The organism is Vibrio sp. V38_P2S17PM301, assembly GCF_009904845.1.
In the GTDB taxonomy this organism is placed as follows: Bacteria; Pseudomonadota; Gammaproteobacteria; order Enterobacterales; family Vibrionaceae; genus Vibrio; species Vibrio proteolyticus.
Map to the genome: position 1 here is coordinate 60,843 of NZ_WXWO01000108.1, position 19,567 is coordinate 80,409.

Consider the following 19,567-nt stretch of genomic DNA (forward strand, 5'->3'; position numbering starts at 1 on the left):
TTTAGCTCAACGCATGGCATGCGAAAGACATTATAAAAACAGCAGTCAGGCTAAAGCCAGAATAAGCAAACACCGGCCATTAAATAGCCGGGTTAGTTCACACTATTCCTGGTTACGACAGCAGTTCGCGCAATGTCAGTGGTTGCTGCGTCAGGCCAAGGTTTTGTGCCGCTGTTTTCCCTGTCTTATCTTGATAGCACAGATTGTGCCAAGCTCGAAAAATATCCAACATGGGCAACAGACCACCAGGGCGAAGCTTGCGTCTCGGCTCGTTAATGAACGTCGAAAAAAGTAGCTGGAAGCGCTGATGGTAGAATTCGATTTTTCCTGTGCTGGCCTTGCGGAGCCAGTATTCCGGCGTCGGATGATCTCCGGCCAGGTAGCATATTCCTTTGGCGGTGTGATGCTGAGAAGCGATCGCCCAACGGTCGCGCCACCATCCCATATGAACAATGTCGATTTTGTCAAAATCTTGTGTGTTCTCCCAGCCCGGATCTTCTTCTACGTACATAAGGTCGACATTTTGACGCTTAATACGAGGCAGGCACACACTCAGTGCGGCAGAGCGCAGCACGGGGTCTTGGGGCATATAAATCGATACGCGTTTGTCGTCTCCACACATATCCAGCACATGCAAAAAATGGGCGTAAGAGGTGTAAGGAGGCCGTATTAGTGCACCTTTGGACGGGTAATTGAATGAGGTCAGGTTGCCCATCGGATCTTCGACGTTGCCGCGGGCTAGAATCGTTTGATATTGCTGGTCAATGCGTTCACGCAGATAGGGTGATGCCTCAGGTACTGGCATGTTGGCTTCTGACGAGTGCTCGCGGGAGACAAAGCGAGCGGGTGTCTGGTAAGGGTCATGGTCGACTTCGCCCTGCGGTTCTTCATCGGAGGCGTAGTTGACGTGCTGACACAAAATGTAGCCGGTGTTGGCTTCTCCCGTGGTGATCCACAATACGCCGTTGTTGCTCTGCGGCTGCAAAGGTACGTAAAACGACGCCAGTTCGTATTCGCTGGCATGGTTGACCCAGCGTGCATCTATCATCGCCAGTTTGCGTCGGCAGCGGCTGGCAATGTGATCAAGGTGATCGTAGAACGTTTTTGGGTTGATCGACAGCTTGCGGCAAATTTCACGCACCGAGTAGCTCATGAAGAGTAAGCCGAGCAGATTTTCCTGAAAAGTCAGCTTTTTGTTGGCGCCGGACCATTTGTCGACAAAGGTAGACTGACACGCTTTGCAACGATAACGCTGGCGGTCACCACTGTAACCAAATGCGTGGTACAGATGTTTATGTGTATGAACGGACAAGCCGAAATTTTCGCACTCGTCGTGGCGACACGCCGGAAGGCCATCGCTGTGTAGGTGTCTTAAACGATGCAGTTCGTTTAACACTTCCTGATTGTTAAGTAAGGGGGGGAAAGCACCGCACTCACGACATACCATCGTTGGCCGCTTAGGGTTAGCATGCTGCAAAACGTAACGATTTGCCTCACTCAATCCAAAGTTGTCACACGCCAATGTTTTACAAAAGTTGAGTTGTAACCCGTCTGCCTCCTTTGGCAGTTCATCGTTTGACACGATCGCCCCCTCGGGAAAATTCAGGCTGCCAACCGGAGCTGGCAGCTTGGTACTGTGGAAAAGAATTCGTTATCACAGTCGATTAGATGTTGATCGCCGTTTCCAGAGCGACTTTCATCATATCGTTGAACGATTTTTGACGGTCTTCTGAGCTCAGTTTTTCACCACGGATGATGTGGTCAGAGACAGTCAGAATGGTCAACGCGCGTGCGCCCAGATCCGCTGCGACGCCGTAGATCCCAGCTGCTTCCATATCCACGCCCAGGATGCCCAGTTTCTTCATTTTCTCGAAGATGTCTTCTTCCGGGGTGTAGAACAGGTCAGCAGAGAATACATTACCCACTTTCACTGGTACTTGCTGATCTCGCGCCTGGTGTACGGCTGTTTCGAGCAGGTCGTAGTCGGCAATGGCAGCGAAATCGTGGTTATTGAAGCGGATACGGTTCACTTTTGAATCGGTAGAAGCACCCATGCCGATAACCACGTCCATCAGGTTAACGTCATCGCGCACTGCACCACAACTACCCACACGGATAACGTTTTTCACGCCGTATTCTGAGATCAGTTCGTGTACGTAGATGCAGCATGATGGGATACCCATACCGTGGCCCATAACAGATACTTTTTTACCTTTGTAAGTGCCTGTAAAGCCAAACATGTTGCGAACGTCACAAACTTGCTTCACATCTTCCAGGAACGTTTCTGCGATGTATTTTGCGCGAAGTGGATCACCCGGCATAAGGACGGTTTCTGCGAAATCACCTGGTTGTGCATTGATGTGAGGGGTTGCCATAGCTTTTACTCCAATTTGTCAGTAAATGCATTGAGTCATTTTACTGTTTCTGTTGAAAGTGTGTTTTCTTGTTGAGCCAATACTAACCCTGTCAGTACTGGCTCCTTGAGAAGTATGTCACAAAAAGCCCTGTGTGGAGGGATATATTTTCCATTGATAACCAAATGTGTTGAAAGTGGTAAGGCAATCGATTTGTGTAAACGTTTGGCTGCCTTTTTGTGGTGATTGTTCTGGAAACAAAGCGTGAGCTTTTTATTGGTGTACAAAAAATATTTTTGTACACAGTGATCGACTTGTGCTAATAATTGTACAAGAAAATAATATGTACACATGTCGATGTTCGAGGTGAACCATGGAGAGTCAATCTGTTCTGGTCGGCGTCAGCGCTTGCGTATTGGGCGAGCGGGTCCGTTTTGATTCTGGCCATAAAGTGAGTAATTTCGTCACCAAGGAGCTTGCTCCTCATCTGGAGTTTATTTCTGTGTGCCCGGAAGTCGGCATCGGGATGCCAGTGCCACGACCAACTATACGGCTCATCTCCGACGAAGAGCGCATAGCGCTGGTGGAAACCAAAGATGAGCAACGTGACTACACCGAGGCAATGCAGGCGTTTGCCAAGGATAAAGTCGCCGAGTTGGATCAATTGCCGTTGTGCGGGTATATCGTGTGTGCCAAGTCACCGACCTGTGGAATGGAACGCGTGAAAGTGTACAAAAAGAATAACGCCGACAAAGACGGGGTCGGCATGTACACGCGTGTATTGATGGAGTCGATGCCCTGGCTGCCGATTGAAGAGGACGGGCGTCTGAATGATCCGGTGCTCAAAGAGAATTTCATCACCCGGGTCTATTGTCTGCACGATTTGTATACTTCAATGGGCGGCGTGCCCACTGCCAGCAAGCTGATTGAGTTCCACTCACGCTACAAGCTGACGTTAATGGCGCATCATCCGCAGTCTTACCGAGAGCTTGGCCGGCTGGTAGCCAGTATCAATCAATATGACATCAATGAGTTCTTTAACTTGTATCGTTTGGGATTGATGCAAGCCATGGCCATTCGGGCCAGCCGCAAGAACAATACCAATGTGCTGATGCATCTGCAGGGATACTTTAAGCGTTCGCTGAATAAAGATCAGAAAGCAGAATTGCGCAAAGTGATTGATGACTATCGGATCGGGCTGTTGCCGCTGCTTGCACCAATGACTCTCATCAAACATTACCTCAACGCTTATCCGGACAGTTATCTGGATAAACAGAAATATTTGAACCCTTATCCGCAGGAGTTACGTTTACGTTATGGGTTATGAAACAAAGCTATATGCAATTCGGGAAGTGGCCGAAGCAACCGGAGTGAAACCGGTCACGCTGCGTGCCTGGCAGCGTCGTTATAACCTCATTCAGCCGCAGCGCACAGAGAAAGGCCATCGGCTGTACACGCAAGCGGACATTGATACCATCCATGCGATTCAACGCTGGCTGGCCAAAGGTGTGGCAATTGGCAAAGTCAAAGGCTTGCTATTGTCAGGCGATGAGGAAACCGGTGCAGAGCAGGCAGACAACATGACGCTGGACGAAGTGGAAAGTCTGCTGGAAGCGCTGGCCGTACTCAATCAGGGCAAAGCCGAAAGCATCCTCAGCGGTGTGTTTAAAGAATATCCGCTCAAGATTGTGACTCAGCAGTTTGTGATGCCGGTGACGGAGGCTCTGGACAAAGTGAAGTCCAGCCAGCGTACGCTGCAAAAAGCGTTGTTCCAGGCGCTGATGCTTACTCGCATCAGTGCCATTATCGACGCGGAAAATAAAGCGGCGACCAAAGGCAAGTGTCTGTTCGTCAGTCTGGATCCGGTTGGAAGCGTCTTTGCCTGGCTGGAAGCGCTACAACTGTCCGAGACCGGACTGCGGGTGATTGTGTTGGATGGGGCTGACGATCTGACCGGGCTCTGTGATGGTGCGGCCTTAGAGTTTTTCTCGCGCTTACATGTGTTCTCTAACCGTGCATTGCCGGATGTTCAGAGGCAGCATCTCGTCGCTTTGTCCAGCCAATGGGACGAACGATTCAGCGCGTCGGATGTGCTGCGGGCACTGCATCTGGACTAGGGAGGCAACATGCAACTGGTATGGTTTCGTCGCGACTTACGTGTTGAGGACAACACAGCGCTTCAACAGGCCCTCCGTTCGGGAGATGCGGTGGTGGCAGCCTTTGTGGCTACGCCTGTGCAGTGGCAGGAACACCATTTGGCGCCGATTCAGGCAGACCTGATTTACCGGCGTCTGTTTGAATTGCAGCGCGATCTGTCCGCACTGGATGTGCCTTTGTTGTATGCCGAAGAAGCTCGTTTCAGCGATGCTGTTGCGGTGGTGACCCACTGGGCACACACTCTTGGTGCGGTCGCAGTGCACCTGAACAAAGAATACGAACTTAATGAAGTGCGGCGAGATAACGATTTGCAGGAGGCGTTGGCAGATGTGGCGATCGACTGCCAACAGCATGACGACAAATGTGCGTTGCCACCGGGGACGGTGCTGAATCAGCAGGGAAATTATTTCAAGGTGTTTACCCCTTTCAAAAAAGCCTACCTCAAGCGTTTCTATGAAGTCCCGCTGACAATTAAGCGCAGCGACAAAGCATCCCAAACAGCGGCTCTCGGTTCACTGTCCAGTGACGTGTTGTCCAATGAGGCGCCTTTTAGTTATGAGCGGCACAGCAGTAATGCTTACCCGGTTGATACCCGCAGTGTGATCGACACCATGCGCGATTACTGCGCACAATCCGTAGAGCAATATCATCAGGTGCGCGATTTCCCGGCGCAGGATGCGACCAGCCGACTGTCGCCGTATCTTGCTATTGGGGCGCTGTCGGTACGTCAGTGTTTTGCGAGGCTCAGTTATGGTCACCCCCACCTCTGCTCAGGCAGGGAAGTGTGGCAGAGTGAGCTTATTTGGCGTGAGTTCTACCAGCATTTGCTGCATTTTGAACCTAAACTCAGCCGTAGCGAAGACTTTGTCCCATGGGGGCGTCATCTCGAATGGTGGTCTTCGGAAAAGCATTTGCAGGCCTGGAAGGAGGGGCGTACCGGTTATCCCATTGTGGATGCGGCCATGCGCCAACTCAACCAGACGGGCTGGATGCATAACCGGTTACGAATGGTGGTAGCGAGTTTTTTGACCAAAGATCTGCACGTCGACTGGCGGGAAGGTGAAAAATATTTCATGAGCAAACTAATCGACGGTGACTACGCCGCCAACAATGGCGGTTGGCAGTGGTGTGCGTCGACCGGTTGCGACGGTCAGCCTTATTTTCGTATTTTTAATCCGGTCAGCCAGGGAGAAAAATTCGATACGGCAGGGCGTTTTGTCCGTCAATGGGTACCGGAGTTAGCAGACGTTCCGGACAAATGGATACATCAACCCTGGAAATGGCCGGGTGTAAAGTCATTGTCATATCCATCACCAATAGTTGATCACAAAGCCGAAAGAGAGATAACCTTACGCCTCTATAAAGAAGCCAAGGATAATTGAACATGTTGCGAAAGTTACTCTCGTTATGTTGTTTGCTGAGCTCAACGGCGTTCGCAGCGACTTTTGACCTTCCGCCGGAGGGGAGTAACATTGTGGGCCGTATGCAGTACCACGAGGTCAAAGACGGTGAAAACATGTCGGACATCGCCAAGCAGTACGATGTCGGCTTTCTTTCGCTGATGGCGGCCAACAAAGGGGTAGACCCCTTTGTTCCTCAAGTCGGGTATGTGCTGACGATTCCGTCAGAAATTATTCTGCCGGCAGTCAGACGCGAAGGTATTGTGATTAACCTGGCTGAACTGCGCTTGTATTACTTTGAGCCAGAGCTGAAGAAGGTGCACATTTTCCCGGTAGGGATAGGCCGAATTGGCCGCGATACACCCGAAATGGAAACCACCATCAGCCAGATGAGACCCAACCCAACCTGGACACCACCGGCTTCGATTCGCCGAGAATATCTGGCGAAAGGAGTTGAATTACCGCCCGTGGTACCGGCTGGTCCGGATAACCCGCTGGGTTTGTACGCGATGAGACTGGCGTACGGCGCGGGTGATTATCTGATCCACGGCACCAATAAGGATTTTGGTATCGGTATGCGTGTTAGCGCGGGCTGTATTCGAATGGATCCGAAAGACATTGAGTGGTTGTTTCATCAGGTTGGACGTGGCGTGAAAGTCAAAGTGATCGATGAGCCGATCAAAATGTCGCTGGAGCCGGATCGCAGTGTGTTCGTCGAAGCGCATGAACCGTTGACCCGCAGTGATGGCAGTAAGAAACAGTTGAAAGTGCCGCAGGAACTGGTTTGGTGGATGGAGGAGCACAACATTCCTCAAACCAAAGCTCGCTCGGTGATTTTGGCGCAAAATGGTGTGCCAGTCGAAGTGATTCCGCCAAGTTTCGATTCGGCTGACTCGGATCCGTTAGGTGATGATGTTGACTTTGCTTTGCCAACCGAGTGAGTGAAAGATAAATAAAAAAATGGTGACCCATGAGTCACCATTTTTTATTTCCGCTAACGCAGAAAAGCAAAAGGGCCTGAATAATCAGGCCCTTTTTACTACATAACTGAGACTTACTTAGTGTAAGACTGAGCGATGTTGTCGATACGTTCGTTAGCGCGTGCTGCTTCTTCTTGAGCTGACTGAGCTGCTGCACCAGTTTTTTGAACTTCAGATTTTAGAGACTGCACGTCTTGGCTTAGTTGGCTAACTTGGTTGCTTAGCTCGTCCATTTTCGCTGTTGTTGCTTCGTCTGGACCAGATGCACAACCTGCTAGAAGTAGTACCGAAGACGCTGCAGCTGCGATCAACATTTTGTTCATTATGAACTCCTTGCTTATAAGTAAGTATCAAAAATTCGCCCTATACATTTTATGTCATATAGTGACGAAGTAAATTGTAGTCTCAATTTACCAGAAGACATAGTAGTAAAAAGTCAAAAAAATCCAAGAATTTAACCAATTAGCTGATAAATCGATCGGTGTCTCATAGTTGAGATGAATGCCGTTTTACCTGGCCACTTCCCGTCCAGCCCTTGACTACTCTGACTTTACACACAATTGAGTGTAGTCAACAACTTAGAATTTTGGCATTTTTTCTCTACAGAAACAGAGATACACCAACATCATAAAATTTATGTGATCTCTATCTATAATGTCTCAAAACGCGCTATTATACGGCGTTTTTATTTTGTTGTGTCTGAGGAAAGTAAGAGAATGCATCTGTCAGGCACGAATAAATTGATGGAGAATACTTTGCACTTTAAAGATTTAGGCTTAGACAATCGCTTACTGAAAACCCTTAACCACTTCGATTTCAAACAGGCCACCGAGATCCAGCAGAAAGCCATTCCTGTGGCGATTGCGGGGAAAGACCTGTTGGCGTCATCCAAAACCGGTTCGGGTAAAACGCTGGGGTTTGTTCTGCCAATGCTGCATAAATCGCTAAAGACCAAAGCGTTCTCTGCCAAAGACCCGCGTGGTTTGATTCTGGCACCAACCCGTGAATTGGCCAAACAGGTATATAATGAGCTGCGTTCGATGCTCAGCGGTCTGTCGTACGATGCGACACTGATTCTTGGGGGCGAGAACTTTAATGATCAGGTTAAAGCGTTGCGCCGTCATCCGAAATTCATCGTTGCGACGCCAGGACGTCTGGCCGACCATCTTGAACATCGTTCACTGTATCTGGATGGCCTGGAAACGCTGATCCTGGATGAAGCAGACCGGATGCTGGATCTGGGTTTTGCACCCGAGCTGCGTCGTATTCACAAAGCTGCGAAACACCGTCGTCGCCAGACGTTGATGTTCTCTGCCACTCTGGATCACGCGGAAGTGAACGGTATTGCGTCTGAAATGCTGCAAGCGCCGAAACGCATTTCTGTAGGTGTCTCGAATGAAGAGCATAAAGACATTACTCAGAAGTTTTATTTGTGTGACCACTTAGATCACAAAGAAGCCATCCTGGACCGCTTGATTGAAGAGTCTGATTATCGCCAGATGATCATTTTTACCGCAACGCGTAACGATACCGAGCGCCTGACCGAAAAACTGAACGCGAAGAACCTCAAAGCGGTGGCGTTGAGTGGTAACCTCAATCAAACTCAGCGCAACACCATCATGAGCCGCTTCGAGCGCGCGGTGTACAAGATCCTGGTGACTACGGATGTGGCCTCTCGAGGCCTGGATATCGCCAATGTTACGCATGTGGTCAACTTCGACATGCCAAAGCACACAGAAGAATACGTGCACCGAGTGGGTCGAACGGGCCGCGCAGGTAACAAAGGTGATGCGATGTCTCTGGTGGGCCCAAAAGACTGGGACAGCTTTAAGCGTGTGGAAGCGTATCTTCAGCAGGATTTGACCTTCTCTGAGCTTGAAGGACTGAAAGGTAAGTTTACTGGCGTGAAACCGCGTAAACCCGACTTCCGCAAAGGTAAAACGGCCAACACCAAGAAAGCCAAACCTCAGGCGAAGAAAGTGGCGAAGAAGCCAGCTAAACGTGACAAAGGTTTCTATAAGAACGTCGCCGTGGGGGATGCCGTATTCATTCCTAAGAAAAAAGTGGCGCCGTCGTCTGACGAAGATTAATCAAAAAAGGGTTGGCTTTTGCCAGCCCTTTTTTGTGACAACGGCGCCTCGGTATTCGGTCCCGCAACTGCGTCACTTAATGGTTTTCCTTGCGTTATCGGCGCCGTCAACTTCCCTCTCCAATCATCAACTCTCCAACATTATTGGCGCTAACCTGTGCTATTTAAGTAATGTTCTCTACCTTTAGCGGTGTCTGTTTATCCGGCTGTCTGGGGTAGCTCAACGCGAAATGTGACAGTCACAAGTCAGTGTTTTATGGTCAAAAAAATAGCTAACTGATTGAAACCTAAACACTGACGCGAGAACAAAAATGTCATTTGTCATACAGGCTTCAATTTAGTGAAACACAACTGTCATATTTGCACCCTAAAGTGAGCAGCGTTCAAGTGAAACACAACGGCAATGATGCCACTAAAGGAAATTGTGATGAAAAAGACAGTAATCGGTGCAATCGCACTTCTAGGCGCAATGGCAGTGACTCCTGTTTCTGCTAAAGAAACTATCTCTGCAGTGGGTTCTAGCAGCGTAACTCCACTGATGGAAGTTTTCTCTGAAACATACATGAAGAAGAACCCTGAAGTCTTTATCGAAGTTCAGGGCCCGGGTTCATCCGCAGGTGTGAAAGCGGCGAAGAACGGCAGCGCAGACCTGGGTATGTCTTCTCGTAACCTGAAATCCTCTGAAAAAGAGCCTTCACTGGTTGAAGAAGTGATTGCTCGTGACGGCATCGCCGTTGTTGTTAACCCTAAGAATGACCTGAAAGGCCTGACGTCTGAGCAAGTGACCGCCATCTACAAAGGTGACATCACAAACTGGAAGGACGTCGGCGGTGCAGACAAGCCAATCGTTGCAATCACTCGTGATACCGCATCGGGCACACGTGGTGCGTTCGAAGACATCATGTCTCTGAAAAAGAAAATCGCAGACAAGAAAGTATCTGCTATTTCTCAACGCGCTCAGGTTGCGAACGGTAACGGTGCATTGAAAACAATGGTGGCATCAAACCCTTACGCAATTGGCTACATCTCTCTGGGTACAGTAGACAACACTGTTCACGCACTGTCTATCGACGGCACTGACGCGTCTGTAGACAACGTGAAGAATGGTTCTTACAAAGTGGCTCGCCCATTCTTGGTTCTGTACAAGAAAGGCCAGCCTTCTGCAGAAACTCAGAAATTCCTGGATTGGATGCTGACTGAAGAAGCACAGAAGATTGTGGATTCTAAAGGTTACATCTCAGTTCACTAAGACACCGGCAATACATTAATTTGCTCAGCCCGCGTTTGGGCTGAGCCTTTTCTATCCAATCCACACCGAAGAAATCGGCAGTGAGATTTATATGACCATCGCGACAAATAGTGAAAAGCTTATGAATACGACAGAAGCGACTCATGTTAACAAGTCAGGTCTGCGTGCGAAAAAACGCGTTGACTGGAAAGAGCGTATCTTCCATGGCTTGTTCCTTACCAGTGCGGTTATCGGTATCGTTTCTCTTGCGGTAATTGCGTATTTCATTTTCAAAGAAAGTATCCCGGCCTTCCAGGAAGTGGGCATTAGCGGTATCGTGCTAGGCCAAGACTGGTTGCCACCGGCACTGTATGGCGTAGCCACCATGATCGTTGCGTCTGTCGTCTCCACTCTGGGGGCGGTGTTGGTTGGGGTGCCGGTCGGCGTTCTGACGGCCATCTTCATCGCAGAAATTGCGCCGAAGCGGGTAGCGGACATCATTCGTCCCGCGGTTGAGTTACTGGCGGGCATTCCGTCGGTGGTCTACGGCTTCTTTGGCCTGGTCATCATCGTACCTCTGATCCAAGACCTGTTTCAGGTGCCGGCGGGTAACACGATTCTGGCCGGTATCATCGTGCTGGGTGTGATGATTCTTCCAACCGTTATCACGGTATCTGAAACCTCTATCCGCGCAGTACCACGTTCTTACAAAGAAGGTTCACTGGCACTGGGTGCTTCCAAAATCTTCACCATTTTCAAGCTTCTCGTACCCGCAGCCCGCTCAGGCATCATGACGGGTGTGATTCTGGGGATCGGTCGTGCGCTGGGTGAAACCATGGCGATCATCATGGTTATGGGTAATGCTCCAGCGATGCCTCAAGGTCTGCTGGACTCTGCCCGGACACTGACCGCGAACATCGCGATTGAAATGTCCTACGCCAGTGGTGTTCACGCGAACGCACTGTATGCTACGGGTGTGGTTCTGCTGGTGTTCATCATGATGCTGAACGCAGCCCTGCTGTACCTGAACCGTGAAAAAGCGAGGTAATGAGAATGGATCGCGCAAAACTAAAACGTTCACGAGAAATTAAAGACAACATCCTGAAGGGCTTCATCTGGGCGGCCGCCGCTCTGACGGTCGGTTTCCTGTTCTGGATTATCTGGTACATCCTGTCTAACGGCCTTCAGCATGTCGACTGGAACTTCATTACAGACGATTACACACGCACTGGCGATGAGCACGGTATTTTCCCGATGATTATTTCAACCATCTACATGGTGGTGGCATCAATCGCAGTGGCGGCTCCGATGGGGATCATGACGGCGATTTACCTGACGGAATACGCGAAAGTGGGCAGTCGTCTGGTGAAAGTGATTCGCTTCTGTACCGAGTCTCTGGCCGGGATCCCATCGATTATCTTTGGCCTGTTTGGTATGACGTTCTTCGTGGCGATACTGGGCCTGGGCTTCTCAATTTTGTCAGGTGCACTGACACTGAGTATCCTGATTCTGCCGGTGATTATCCGAACCACAGAAGAAGCACTGATGGCGGTACCACAGACTTACCGCGAAGGCTCTTACGGTTTGGGAGCATCTAAAATCTACACTATCTGGCGTCTCATATTGCCGAGCGCAATGCCAGGTATCTTAACCTCGGTCATTCTGAGTATTGGTCGTGTAATTGGTGAATCTGCGCCGGTGTTTCTCACCGCGGGCATGGTGGCGCGTATTCCTGATTCGTTGCTCGATTCAGGCCGGACGCTGACCGTTCACCTGTACAAACTGACCACGGAGCTGTTCACCATCGAAGAATGGAATCAGGCTTACGGCACAGCAACCGTTCTGATTGTGGTGGTCCTACTCATCAATATGGTGACTAAGCTGATCGCTAAGCGTTTCAACACAGCGACGTACTGATCCGCCAGCACGAATTTATCGATACACGATTGACAGAATTTAGAGATTAAGACGATGAACAAATTTGATATTGAAAATCTGGACCTGTACTACGGTGAAAACCAGGCTCTGAAAGCGATTAACCTTCCTATTCCCGTGCGTCAGGTGACGGCTCTGATTGGCCCGTCTGGTTGTGGTAAGTCAACGTTATTGCGTTGCCTCAATCGCATGAATGACCTGATTGAAGGGGTTAAAATCACCGGTAAACTCGAGATGGACGGCACCGATATCTACGGCAACATTGATGTCGCAGACCTGCGTATTAAAGTTGGTATGGTATTCCAAAAACCAAACCCGTTTCCAATGAGTATTTACGAAAACGTCGCGTACGGACTGCGCGCCCAAGGTGTGAAAGACAAAAAATACATTGATGAAGTGGTGGAGCGTTCACTGCGTGGCGCGGCATTGTGGGATGAAGTGAAAGATCGTCTGAAATCCCATGCGTTCGGCTTATCTGGTGGTCAGCAGCAACGTCTGTGTATCGCGCGTACGATCGCGATGGAACCGGATGTGATTCTGATGGATGAGCCTACGTCTGCTCTCGACCCAATTGCGACCCACAAAATCGAAGAGTTGATGGAAGAGCTGAAAAAGAACTACACCATCGTTATCGTTACCCACTCGATGCAGCAAGCGCGTCGTATCTCTGACCGTACCGCCTTCTTCCTGATGGGAGAGCTGGTGGAACATGATGCGACCGATGTGATCTTCAGTGATCCGCAGGATGACCGCACGAAAGGTTACGTTAATGGTGATTTCGGTTAAGCCTTACTGGCATAACACTATAACTATAAGCGATGGTAACTTTTGCCCCTCATTGAGGGGCTTTTTTCTGTCTGCTATCTGGCTTAGTACTAAGCCAGATAGCAGACAGAAAAATGCTTAAAGTATCGAACGGTTTTGTGCTGAAAAGCGAACAGCAATGTGGCGTCAAGAGAGCTAAAATTGAACGGAAGGCATCGGATGATGGTTTTATCATCGCCGATTCGCCAAGTGATGATTCCCGTGAGAGTGTGGCTATGATGGGCTCAGACCTAAACGTGACTTATGCGTCGCACAAGTAAGCCAAGTAACGTGTTTAAAACGTTGGCTCTCTGGGCTGCGACTTTCTCGCTGACGCCGTCTGCGTTTGCGTCTGGCGCTGCTGACAGCCTGCGGAGTGACAATCTCACCTTCACTTGCCAGCACACAGCGCAGCAGGTTATTTTGCAAGTTCAGACGTCACCAGCGTTTGACGGTACCCTGTTACTCAGTGGTCAAAAGGCTGATCAGAGTCGCTATCAGTTTCAGGGAAAAACGTCCGTTACTTTTAGCTACAGTTTGGCTCAATTACCGGTCCGGATGCAGATCCTGCAACGGGAGACGCGGAGCACGATTGTCTGGATTGATACCGACTGTTACGTGTCCGTAAAAGATCAGTGACGGGTACCGCTGAATTTCATTTCATACATACTTTTGTCTGCCACTGACACCAACTGGTTAATGTCTTTAGAGTCGTCGGGGAAGCAGGCGAATCCAACGCTGGTTGACAGCTTCACGCGGCTCATTCTGCCTACTGTGACCGGCTTTTCAAAACAGGAATAAATGGCGCTTAAGGTCTGTTCGGTTTCGTCAATGGCCGGAGAGATAATCGCAAATTCGTCACCGCCCATACGAAAAACTTCAAACCCCAACAAGGTTTGTTGCATCCGCAGACGGTGTGAAATGCGTTTAAGCACGTCATCACCGGTTTGATGGCCATAGGTATCGTTGACCGCTTTGAAGCCGTTGAGATCGAGCAGGTAGAGGCAAAACGGGCCACTGCTGGTCTCTTTCTCCAGAGCTTTGAACATTGATAAGCGGTTTGGGATGCCCGTTAAGGCATCCGTCAGTGCCAGATCTTTATGGTACTGAGTTTCTTTATGCAGGATGTAACTCACCAAGCCGACGCAACAAAACAGCAGCGCCATCAACATATATTGTGTTTGTGCCAGTGCATTGGCTTGCGCACGCTGATGTTCGTACAATGGACTGCTGAGTCGAAAGTTCTGGTTCACGTAATGCAGCATGCTGATGTACAGGTTTTTGAATTCGGCGGTGAGTTCGGTGGCATCTTGCGCAGTTTTGAGGTGAATCAGCTTTGTTTCCAGGGCCTGGAAATTATTGAACATCGCGGTAAAAAAATCTGTCGTGCCTTCGATGGACATAAAATTTCCGGCTTCCGGACTCGACAACAGCAGATCAAAGCGGCTCCAGGCCAATTCGTACTGCAACAAGGTGTGTTGCATCTGCTGTTCTGATTGCAAAGAGTAGGGGAGCGCTGAGACCAGTTCGGCGAATTCTTTGTTGAGTTGGAACATGAACCAGGTGGCTTCGGATTGTTGATCTGTGTAGGAGCGGGCGAGATCCCGGGTGGCGGATAGCAGGTACAGGTTGGCGATGATCAGCAGTCCCGTCAGTACGAAAAGTAACGTTTTAGCCCGATAGGCGAATGGAGAGAGTGGATGGCGCTTTACATTATTTTTCATATTTTCTATGGACGATAATCTCTTTTATCTGCCAGACCATTTTGGTCTGGAACACCTCACTGCCTGTCTCCGGATACTTGTCCACATTGAAGAGCAGCCAGTATGGCCCTTTGTGCCGGACTTTCATGGGTTTACCATCCTGATAATAGGCGATAATCGGATGATATTTATCGATCTCTTCAATTGTCGTGGTGGCGGCGTATTCATTCAGGCCGATGAACGACATGGCATACGCGTCGCGAACCCCCAAATAATCCAACAGTCCAGACGCCGACGTACCAGTAAACGTGTGACTGTCCGTTAACCAGGGAAGATGAGTGGTGATGTTGTCTTGGTCGACTTCGTTCGTCAGTTGGCTCAGAGAAACGGTTTGCGCTTGTCGCCCGTCAATATGAATCAGTAGATCGGCAGCGTGGCTGAATGTACTGAGTAGGATTAAAGTTGCGGTTGCTATCCACTTCATGCCTTTTCCCGGTGATTTATCTGCTTTCGAGCCAAAAAGGGTAAACGTACTAATATTATAAGGTTAGTCATCCGGCAAGGGAATGAGTTATTAATAGATTTGATACTTAAGTTTAGGTTCGCTGTATTAGATATTAGCCCACTGTCACGGAATATGGAGTGCACCGGAGCGCAGAAGCAAACAAGCCCTGCACGATGGCAGGGCTTGTCAATTTATTAAGTGGTGGTGCTGATTAGAAAATCAGGTGTGCAACACCAGCGATCACTGGCAGCGTGATCAGGGTCCGCAGGATGAAAATCAGAAACAGCTCAAAGATGTTCACCGGAATACGGCTGCCCAGCAGCAAAGCGCCCACTTCCGACATGTATATCAACTGAGTGACAGACATCGCAGCAATCACAAAACGCGTCATCTCACTGTCGATAGAAGCCGCCAGAATCGCCGGAATAAACATATCGGCAAAACCGACCACGATGGTTTGTGACGCCTGTACCGCTTCCGGAATGCCCAGCAGTTCCAAGAATGGAATGAAAGGCTGGCCAAGGAAAGCAAATACAGAGGTGTATTCCGCCACGATCAGGGCAATGGTTCCCAGTCCCATCACGACGGGCAGTACACCAAAGACCATATCTGCCGCGTTACGCAGGCCTTCTGCAAACACCTCTTTGAAAGACTTAACCTGGCCAGCTTTGTTCAGGGCCAGTTCCATTCCCCAGGAGAAGGTAGTGTGACCTTGAGGTATGGCATCAGCGTCTTTGTGTGGTGCGGTGCCGTCGATGAACTTGTCTTTTTTCAGGCTCAATGGTGGCAGACGAGGAATGATCACGGCTGCCACAAAGCCAGCCAGACAGATCGCACCGTAAAATGGCAGGAACAAGTGTTCCAGGTTGACCTGAGCAATCACCACCAGACTGAACGTAATGGACACCGCTGAGAAGGTCGTCCCCACGACAGCCGCTTCACGCGCGGTGTAGAATTTATCTTCGTACTGTTTGCTGGTCAGCAGGATACCGACACTACCGTCACCCAGCCAGGATGCCATACAGTCAATCGCGCTACGGCCAGGCAGATTAAACACCGGACGCATCACTTTAGACAGCAGGGTACCGAACAGTTCCAACAGACCGAAGTTCAGCAGCAGCGGTAGCAACAGACCGGCAAAAATGAACACGGAGAACAGGGTCGGCAACAGTCCTTCCAGAACCAGGCCCCCCGTGTTTTCTTCCCAGACCGCCTTAGGACCGAGCTGAAAAAACGTCATGACAACCGCAGCGCCGCCGATAAGGCGAACCGCCAGCCACAGTGGGGTCGGGTTAAACAATCCGTTCAGGAATGCGTTTTGAGTGACAAATGCCGGCTTGAAAACTTTGCACAAAAGAGAAGCGGCTGACATAAACGCGATAATGGCCGTCACGATGCCGACCAGAGCGTCACCAAACAGAGCCTGAATGGATTTCGCCAGAATGGCGACAGGAATGGTGATATCACCGTTGTAACTGACGGGTGCCATAAACAGGAACACACCGATCAGAGATGGGATGAAAAACATCCAGAAATTGCCCTTCTCTGGGCTGGATTCTAGGGCTTGAGTGTTACTTTGCATAGGGTTACTCATGTTACTGCTAGTCAATTACTGCCAACTCCGTGGCATATGTATTCACTAAACATCCTTAATTACTCACTACTGACAAGAGTATCTGCATTTGTAATCGGATGCAATACTATTCAACATAATGGGTTAATTATTCAGACGAAAAGTCCGTGCTGATTGCATATTTTGGTTAAAAATATGTTTCCAGTGTGTTGCAATATATCCGATGTTTTATTGAAAGGCATGTGTTTTTTACCGATTGATGTATGGTTAATTCGTTGAGGCCAGAAGGAATGGTTGTTGAGCGGCTGATAAATAAACGCGCCCAGAATGAGAAATGCGTGACAAAAAATGCGGATCAGAGTTGTTGCAGTGCGTTGGGGATGATAATTTGATGTTAATTGGATTATCATGTTGGTGAAGAACAATGGAAAAGAAAAGTGCGCGTTTGACCGTGTTGATTGACCCAAGAAAAAAGCAAGCGTTTGAGTCGTTGTGCGCCCAGCAGGATCTCACGCCTTCGCAAGTCGTTCGCCAATTGATTCGCGATTATCTGGACAAGCACGGTGTCAGCTATCTGGATGACGGGGCGACCAATAACCCGCAGGTAAAATAAGCGGCTTGCGCCGCTTATTGCATTATTTTAGGGCTTGCAACGCCAGTTCGATGTGCGCGAAATAGTGTTCTTCTCCAACCAAACCCACCACTCCGGCTCTACGCAGCTTCTTATCAACCCGCTCGTTGGCCCCGGACAACATCACCGTAACGCCTTGGCTTTGCTGAGCCCGAATTACGTCTTCGAGCGCCTGTAAGCCGGTGATATCAATAAACGGGACCCAGCGCAGACGAATGATCAGTGTTTTGGGTTCAGTGTGAGTACTGGAGAGTGCCTGCTCAAAATTTTCCACGGCGGCGAAGAAAAATGGCCCGTCGATGGTAAAGACCAGTACGTCTGGCGGAAGCTCGCCTAATCCTTTGTGCGCGAACTCTTCCACCAACTCTTTGTGGCTGGCTTGATGCACGGCCACGCTGCTTGCCATCCGGCGCAGGAAGTGCAGCGTGGCAAGAATCACCCCAATGTTGATCGCGACCACTAGATCCGCGAAGACCGTCAGAGTAAACGTCATCAGTAAAATCACCACGTCTGCACGTGGTGCGCGCTTGATCATCGCGATAAAATGCCGGGCTTCACTCATGTTCCATGCCACCACAAACAAGATGGCGGCCAGTGTGGCAAGCGGAATATGGACCGCCAGAGGTGCCAGCAGCAGCAGGATCAACACCAGCACCACTGAGTGAATCACACCTGCAAGTGGGGAATTGCCGCCATTGCGAATGTTGGTTGCTGTACGGGCAATGGCGCCGGTTGCCGCAAACCCGCCGAACAGTGGTGCCGCGATGTTGGCAATGCCCTGGCCGACCAGCTCCTGATTGGAGTTGTGACGTGTGCCTGCCATGCCATCGGCGACAACAGCAGACAGGAGTGATTCAATGGACCCGAGCATCGCGATGGTAAAAGCCGGTCCAAGCAATTCGATCATTTTTCCCCAGGTCACGTTGGGCAGAGAAAACTCAGGCAACCCCTGTGGAATGCCGCCAAAGGCTGAGCCGATGGTTCGCACATCGTCAAACTGAAATAGATATTGGAGGCTGGTAACGACCAACAACGCCAGCAGTGGCCCGGGCACGCGCTTAACGCCGGGCAATTTCGGACCAAGCAGAACCAGTGCCAGCGACAACAATGCCAGCAGGGTGGTGGTCAGGTGAAACTGAGGCAGGACTTCAAATAACTGCGACAGTTTTTGATGGAAATGCTGACCATGTATCTCAGGCAAACCAAAAAAATCCCGCCATTGTCCAACCCAGATGATCACACCGATCCCGGCAGTAAAGCCGACAATCACAGGCGCAGGGATGAATTTAATGATGCTGCCCATTTTAGCCAGCCCAAGCAGCAGCAAGATGCCGCCAGCCATCAGCGTAGCAATTTGTAAACCTTCAAAGCCATACTGCGCGGTGATCCCCGAAAGTACCACGATGAAAGCACCGGTTGGGCCGGCGATCTGAACCCGGCTTCCCCCAAACAGTGAGACGCAAACGCCTGCGATGATGGAGGTATAGATACCTTGTTCGGGTTTGACGCCGGACGCGATAGCAAAGGCCATGGCAAGGGGCAGGGCGACGACTCCAACGATGACACCGGCAATGATGTTTCTGACCCACTGGTGTTTATTCAGCAGGCCGGCTTGTCTGGCTTCGAGAATGGCCAACATGGTGCGTTACTCCTCACGGAAAACATGTTAATGACATTATAATGTTATTGTAATTGCATCATAATCCTGAGGCTGGGAAGATCAAGCGCCATAAACAAAAAATCCAGCCCGTGATGAGCTGGATCATGTTTTACTTTGCCGCTAATGTGGTCAACGGTCGTATTCGATTTGGCAGTCAAACTGCACCCATCCTTGTTTACGCTCCTCATACACGCTGAAACTCGGTGGCGCAAAGTCGAGCTGGTTAAAGACACCGACGGGAATGACAAGCATGTCCGGCAGGGCACTCAATCGCATCAGCATTGTGGTGCTGCAACGCGGACAGAAGGAGTAGGTGACTTCTGCACCACTGTCGGCCAGGCGGGTATACTCAGTCATGTCACCACTGTAAGAGACTTGCTCAGCGCCGAAACGGGCCTGAACACCGAAAACGCTGCCGGTTCGTTTCTGACACTCAAAACAGTGGCACAGCGAAGTGCGGGCCGGTTCGCCGCGGCAGACCAGATTCACCTGACCGCAACTGCAGTCAGCAATTCTAATTTTGCATTTACTTTCCATCATCTTCTGTA

General features: G+C 50.0%; 20 protein-coding genes. 12 read left to right on the forward strand and 8 right to left on the reverse strand.

Going from position 1 to position 19,567, the window contains the following annotated elements:
* Positions 1 to 112 precede the first annotated feature (112 nt).
* The gene (locus tag CAG64_RS22795) at positions 113 to 1,582 is read right to left on the reverse strand and encodes an IS1 family transposase (RefSeq protein ID WP_161448090.1); all 1,470 of its coding nucleotides are present in this window, start codon (positions 1,580 to 1,582) and stop codon (positions 113 to 115) included.
* Between the two features lie 82 nt (positions 1,583 to 1,664).
* On the reverse strand, positions 1,665 to 2,375 hold the full coding sequence (gene deoD, locus CAG64_RS22800) for a purine-nucleoside phosphorylase (RefSeq protein ID WP_021706235.1): 711 nt from the start codon (positions 2,373 to 2,375) through the stop codon (positions 1,665 to 1,667).
* A gap of 352 nt (positions 2,376 to 2,727) precedes the next feature.
* Here deoD and CAG64_RS22805 point away from each other — a divergent pair, with 352 nt between their 5' ends.
* The 4 genes from CAG64_RS22805 to CAG64_RS22820 are packed head-to-tail and all read left to right on the forward strand — an operon-like array spanning position 2,728 to position 6,852.
* Positions 2,728 to 3,681 carry a YbgA family protein gene (locus tag CAG64_RS22805; RefSeq protein ID WP_161448088.1) on the forward strand — a complete coding sequence of 318 codons (954 nt, stop codon included), beginning with the start codon at positions 2,728 to 2,730 and terminating at the stop codon, positions 3,679 to 3,681.
* A complete protein-coding gene (locus tag CAG64_RS22810) occupies positions 3,671 to 4,471 on the forward strand; it encodes a MerR family transcriptional regulator (RefSeq protein ID WP_161448086.1) in 801 nt (266 codons plus the stop codon). Before CAG64_RS22805 ends, CAG64_RS22810 begins: the two co-directional genes overlap by 11 nt.
* Positions 4,472 to 4,480: 9 nt before the next feature.
* Positions 4,481 to 5,893 (forward strand): deoxyribodipyrimidine photo-lyase, encoded by a 1,413-nt coding sequence (gene phrB / locus CAG64_RS22815; protein ID WP_161448084.1) that lies wholly within the window; start codon positions 4,481 to 4,483, stop codon positions 5,891 to 5,893.
* 2 nt (positions 5,894 to 5,895) lie between these two features.
* A complete protein-coding gene (locus CAG64_RS22820; protein ID WP_021706231.1) occupies positions 5,896 to 6,852 on the forward strand; it encodes a L,D-transpeptidase family protein in 957 nt (318 codons plus the stop codon).
* A gap of 113 nt (positions 6,853 to 6,965) precedes the next feature.
* Here the strand turns inward: CAG64_RS22820 and CAG64_RS22825 are convergent, their stop codons facing one another.
* The gene (locus CAG64_RS22825; protein WP_021706230.1) at positions 6,966 to 7,214 is read right to left on the reverse strand and encodes an Lpp/OprI family alanine-zipper lipoprotein; all 249 of its coding nucleotides are present in this window, start codon (positions 7,212 to 7,214) and stop codon (positions 6,966 to 6,968) included.
* A 420-nt stretch (positions 7,215 to 7,634) separates the two neighbouring features.
* On the opposite strand from CAG64_RS22825, the gene CAG64_RS22830 reads away from it, so the two are divergent.
* The 7 genes from CAG64_RS22830 to CAG64_RS22860 all read left to right on the forward strand — a co-directional run bounded on the left by CAG64_RS22830 (position 7,635) and on the right by CAG64_RS22860 (position 13,586).
* Positions 7,635 to 8,981 carry a DEAD/DEAH box helicase gene (locus tag CAG64_RS22830; protein WP_161448082.1) on the forward strand — a complete coding sequence of 449 codons (1,347 nt, stop codon included), beginning with the start codon at positions 7,635 to 7,637 and terminating at the stop codon, positions 8,979 to 8,981.
* Between the two features lie 426 nt (positions 8,982 to 9,407).
* A complete protein-coding gene (locus CAG64_RS22835) occupies positions 9,408 to 10,229 on the forward strand; it encodes a phosphate ABC transporter substrate-binding protein (RefSeq protein WP_021706228.1) in 822 nt (273 codons plus the stop codon).
* A gap of 91 nt (positions 10,230 to 10,320) precedes the next feature.
* Positions 10,321 to 11,256, forward strand: a complete 936-nt coding sequence (pstC, locus tag CAG64_RS22840) for a phosphate ABC transporter permease subunit PstC (RefSeq protein WP_021706227.1) — start codon at positions 10,321 to 10,323, stop codon at positions 11,254 to 11,256.
* 5 nt (positions 11,257 to 11,261) lie between these two features.
* Positions 11,262 to 12,125: a phosphate ABC transporter permease PstA gene (gene pstA, locus CAG64_RS22845; RefSeq protein WP_040902858.1), complete on the forward strand. Its 864-nt coding sequence runs from the start codon at positions 11,262 to 11,264 to the stop codon at positions 12,123 to 12,125.
* A 54-nt stretch (positions 12,126 to 12,179) separates the two neighbouring features.
* Complete coding sequence (pstB, locus tag CAG64_RS22850; RefSeq protein WP_161448080.1) at positions 12,180 to 12,929, forward strand: phosphate ABC transporter ATP-binding protein PstB; 750 nt, start codon at positions 12,180 to 12,182, stop codon at positions 12,927 to 12,929.
* Between the two features lie 113 nt (positions 12,930 to 13,042).
* Complete coding sequence (locus CAG64_RS22855) at positions 13,043 to 13,228, forward strand: hypothetical protein (protein ID WP_161448078.1); 186 nt, start codon at positions 13,043 to 13,045, stop codon at positions 13,226 to 13,228.
* Positions 13,212 to 13,586 carry a hypothetical protein gene (locus tag CAG64_RS22860; protein WP_161448076.1) on the forward strand — a complete coding sequence of 125 codons (375 nt, stop codon included), beginning with the start codon at positions 13,212 to 13,214 and terminating at the stop codon, positions 13,584 to 13,586. Before CAG64_RS22855 ends, CAG64_RS22860 begins: the two co-directional genes overlap by 17 nt.
* On the opposite strand, the gene CAG64_RS22865 is transcribed toward CAG64_RS22860, so the two are convergent.
* The 3 genes from CAG64_RS22865 to CAG64_RS22875 form a co-directional block, all read right to left on the reverse strand.
* On the reverse strand, positions 13,580 to 14,671 hold the full coding sequence (locus CAG64_RS22865) for a GGDEF domain-containing protein (RefSeq protein ID WP_161448074.1): 1,092 nt from the start codon (positions 14,669 to 14,671) through the stop codon (positions 13,580 to 13,582). The two genes, CAG64_RS22860 and CAG64_RS22865, sit on opposite strands and share 7 nt — an antisense overlap.
* Entirely contained in the window at positions 14,661 to 15,134 is a 474-nt protein-coding gene (locus CAG64_RS22870) for a hypothetical protein (protein ID WP_161448072.1), read from the reverse strand. The genes CAG64_RS22865 and CAG64_RS22870 overlap by 11 nt, the downstream gene beginning before the upstream one ends.
* A gap of 232 nt (positions 15,135 to 15,366) precedes the next feature.
* Positions 15,367 to 16,737, reverse strand: coding sequence for a YjiH family protein (locus tag CAG64_RS22875; protein ID WP_040902857.1), 1,371 nt, complete (start codon positions 16,735 to 16,737; stop codon positions 15,367 to 15,369).
* Between the two features lie 415 nt (positions 16,738 to 17,152).
* Between CAG64_RS22875 and CAG64_RS22880 the strand changes: the two genes are divergently transcribed.
* Positions 17,153 to 17,341 carry a hypothetical protein gene (locus CAG64_RS22880; protein WP_021706219.1) on the forward strand — a complete coding sequence of 63 codons (189 nt, stop codon included), beginning with the start codon at positions 17,153 to 17,155 and terminating at the stop codon, positions 17,339 to 17,341.
* 22 nt (positions 17,342 to 17,363) lie between these two features.
* Here CAG64_RS22880 and CAG64_RS22885 read toward each other — a convergent pair whose 3' ends face one another.
* On the reverse strand, positions 17,364 to 18,998 hold the full coding sequence (locus CAG64_RS22885) for a SulP family inorganic anion transporter (RefSeq protein WP_161448070.1): 1,635 nt from the start codon (positions 18,996 to 18,998) through the stop codon (positions 17,364 to 17,366).
* 150 nt (positions 18,999 to 19,148) lie between these two features.
* Positions 19,149 to 19,556, reverse strand: a complete 408-nt coding sequence (locus CAG64_RS22890) for a GFA family protein (RefSeq protein ID WP_161448112.1) — start codon at positions 19,554 to 19,556, stop codon at positions 19,149 to 19,151.
* Between the last annotated feature and the right edge of the window lie 11 nt (positions 19,557 to 19,567).

Excerpts from the sequence above, each read along its gene's own strand:
- deoD (WP_021706235.1), bottom strand. The coding sequence starts at position 2,375 with ATGGCAACCCCTCACATCAATGCACAACCAGGTGATTTCGCAGAAACC.
- CAG64_RS22805 (WP_161448088.1), top strand. The coding sequence starts at position 2,728 with ATGGAGAGTCAATCTGTTCTGGTCGGCGTCAGCGCTTGCGTATTGGGC.
- CAG64_RS22810 (WP_161448086.1), top strand. The coding sequence starts at position 3,671 with ATGGGTTATGAAACAAAGCTATATGCAATTCGGGAAGTGGCCGAAGCA.
- phrB (WP_161448084.1), top strand. The coding sequence starts at position 4,481 with ATGCAACTGGTATGGTTTCGTCGCGACTTACGTGTTGAGGACAACACA.
- CAG64_RS22820 (WP_021706231.1), top strand. The coding sequence starts at position 5,896 with ATGTTGCGAAAGTTACTCTCGTTATGTTGTTTGCTGAGCTCAACGGCG.
- CAG64_RS22825 (WP_021706230.1), bottom strand. The coding sequence starts at position 7,214 with ATGAACAAAATGTTGATCGCAGCTGCAGCGTCTTCGGTACTACTTCTA.
- CAG64_RS22830 (WP_161448082.1), top strand. The coding sequence starts at position 7,635 with ATGGAGAATACTTTGCACTTTAAAGATTTAGGCTTAGACAATCGCTTA.
- CAG64_RS22835 (WP_021706228.1), top strand. The coding sequence starts at position 9,408 with ATGAAAAAGACAGTAATCGGTGCAATCGCACTTCTAGGCGCAATGGCA.
- pstC (WP_021706227.1), top strand. The coding sequence starts at position 10,321 with ATGACCATCGCGACAAATAGTGAAAAGCTTATGAATACGACAGAAGCG.
- pstA (WP_040902858.1), top strand. The coding sequence starts at position 11,262 with ATGGATCGCGCAAAACTAAAACGTTCACGAGAAATTAAAGACAACATC.
- pstB (WP_161448080.1), top strand. The coding sequence starts at position 12,180 with ATGAACAAATTTGATATTGAAAATCTGGACCTGTACTACGGTGAAAAC.
- CAG64_RS22855 (WP_161448078.1), top strand. The coding sequence starts at position 13,043 with ATGCTTAAAGTATCGAACGGTTTTGTGCTGAAAAGCGAACAGCAATGT.
- CAG64_RS22860 (WP_161448076.1), top strand. The coding sequence starts at position 13,212 with ATGCGTCGCACAAGTAAGCCAAGTAACGTGTTTAAAACGTTGGCTCTC.
- CAG64_RS22865 (WP_161448074.1), bottom strand. The coding sequence starts at position 14,671 with ATGAAAAATAATGTAAAGCGCCATCCACTCTCTCCATTCGCCTATCGG.
- CAG64_RS22870 (WP_161448072.1), bottom strand. The coding sequence starts at position 15,134 with ATGAAGTGGATAGCAACCGCAACTTTAATCCTACTCAGTACATTCAGC.
- CAG64_RS22875 (WP_040902857.1), bottom strand. The coding sequence starts at position 16,737 with ATGCAAAGTAACACTCAAGCCCTAGAATCCAGCCCAGAGAAGGGCAAT.
- CAG64_RS22880 (WP_021706219.1), top strand. The coding sequence starts at position 17,153 with ATGGAAAAGAAAAGTGCGCGTTTGACCGTGTTGATTGACCCAAGAAAA.
- CAG64_RS22885 (WP_161448070.1), bottom strand. The coding sequence starts at position 18,998 with ATGTTGGCCATTCTCGAAGCCAGACAAGCCGGCCTGCTGAATAAACAC.
- CAG64_RS22890 (WP_161448112.1), bottom strand. The coding sequence starts at position 19,556 with ATGGAAAGTAAATGCAAAATTAGAATTGCTGACTGCAGTTGCGGTCAG.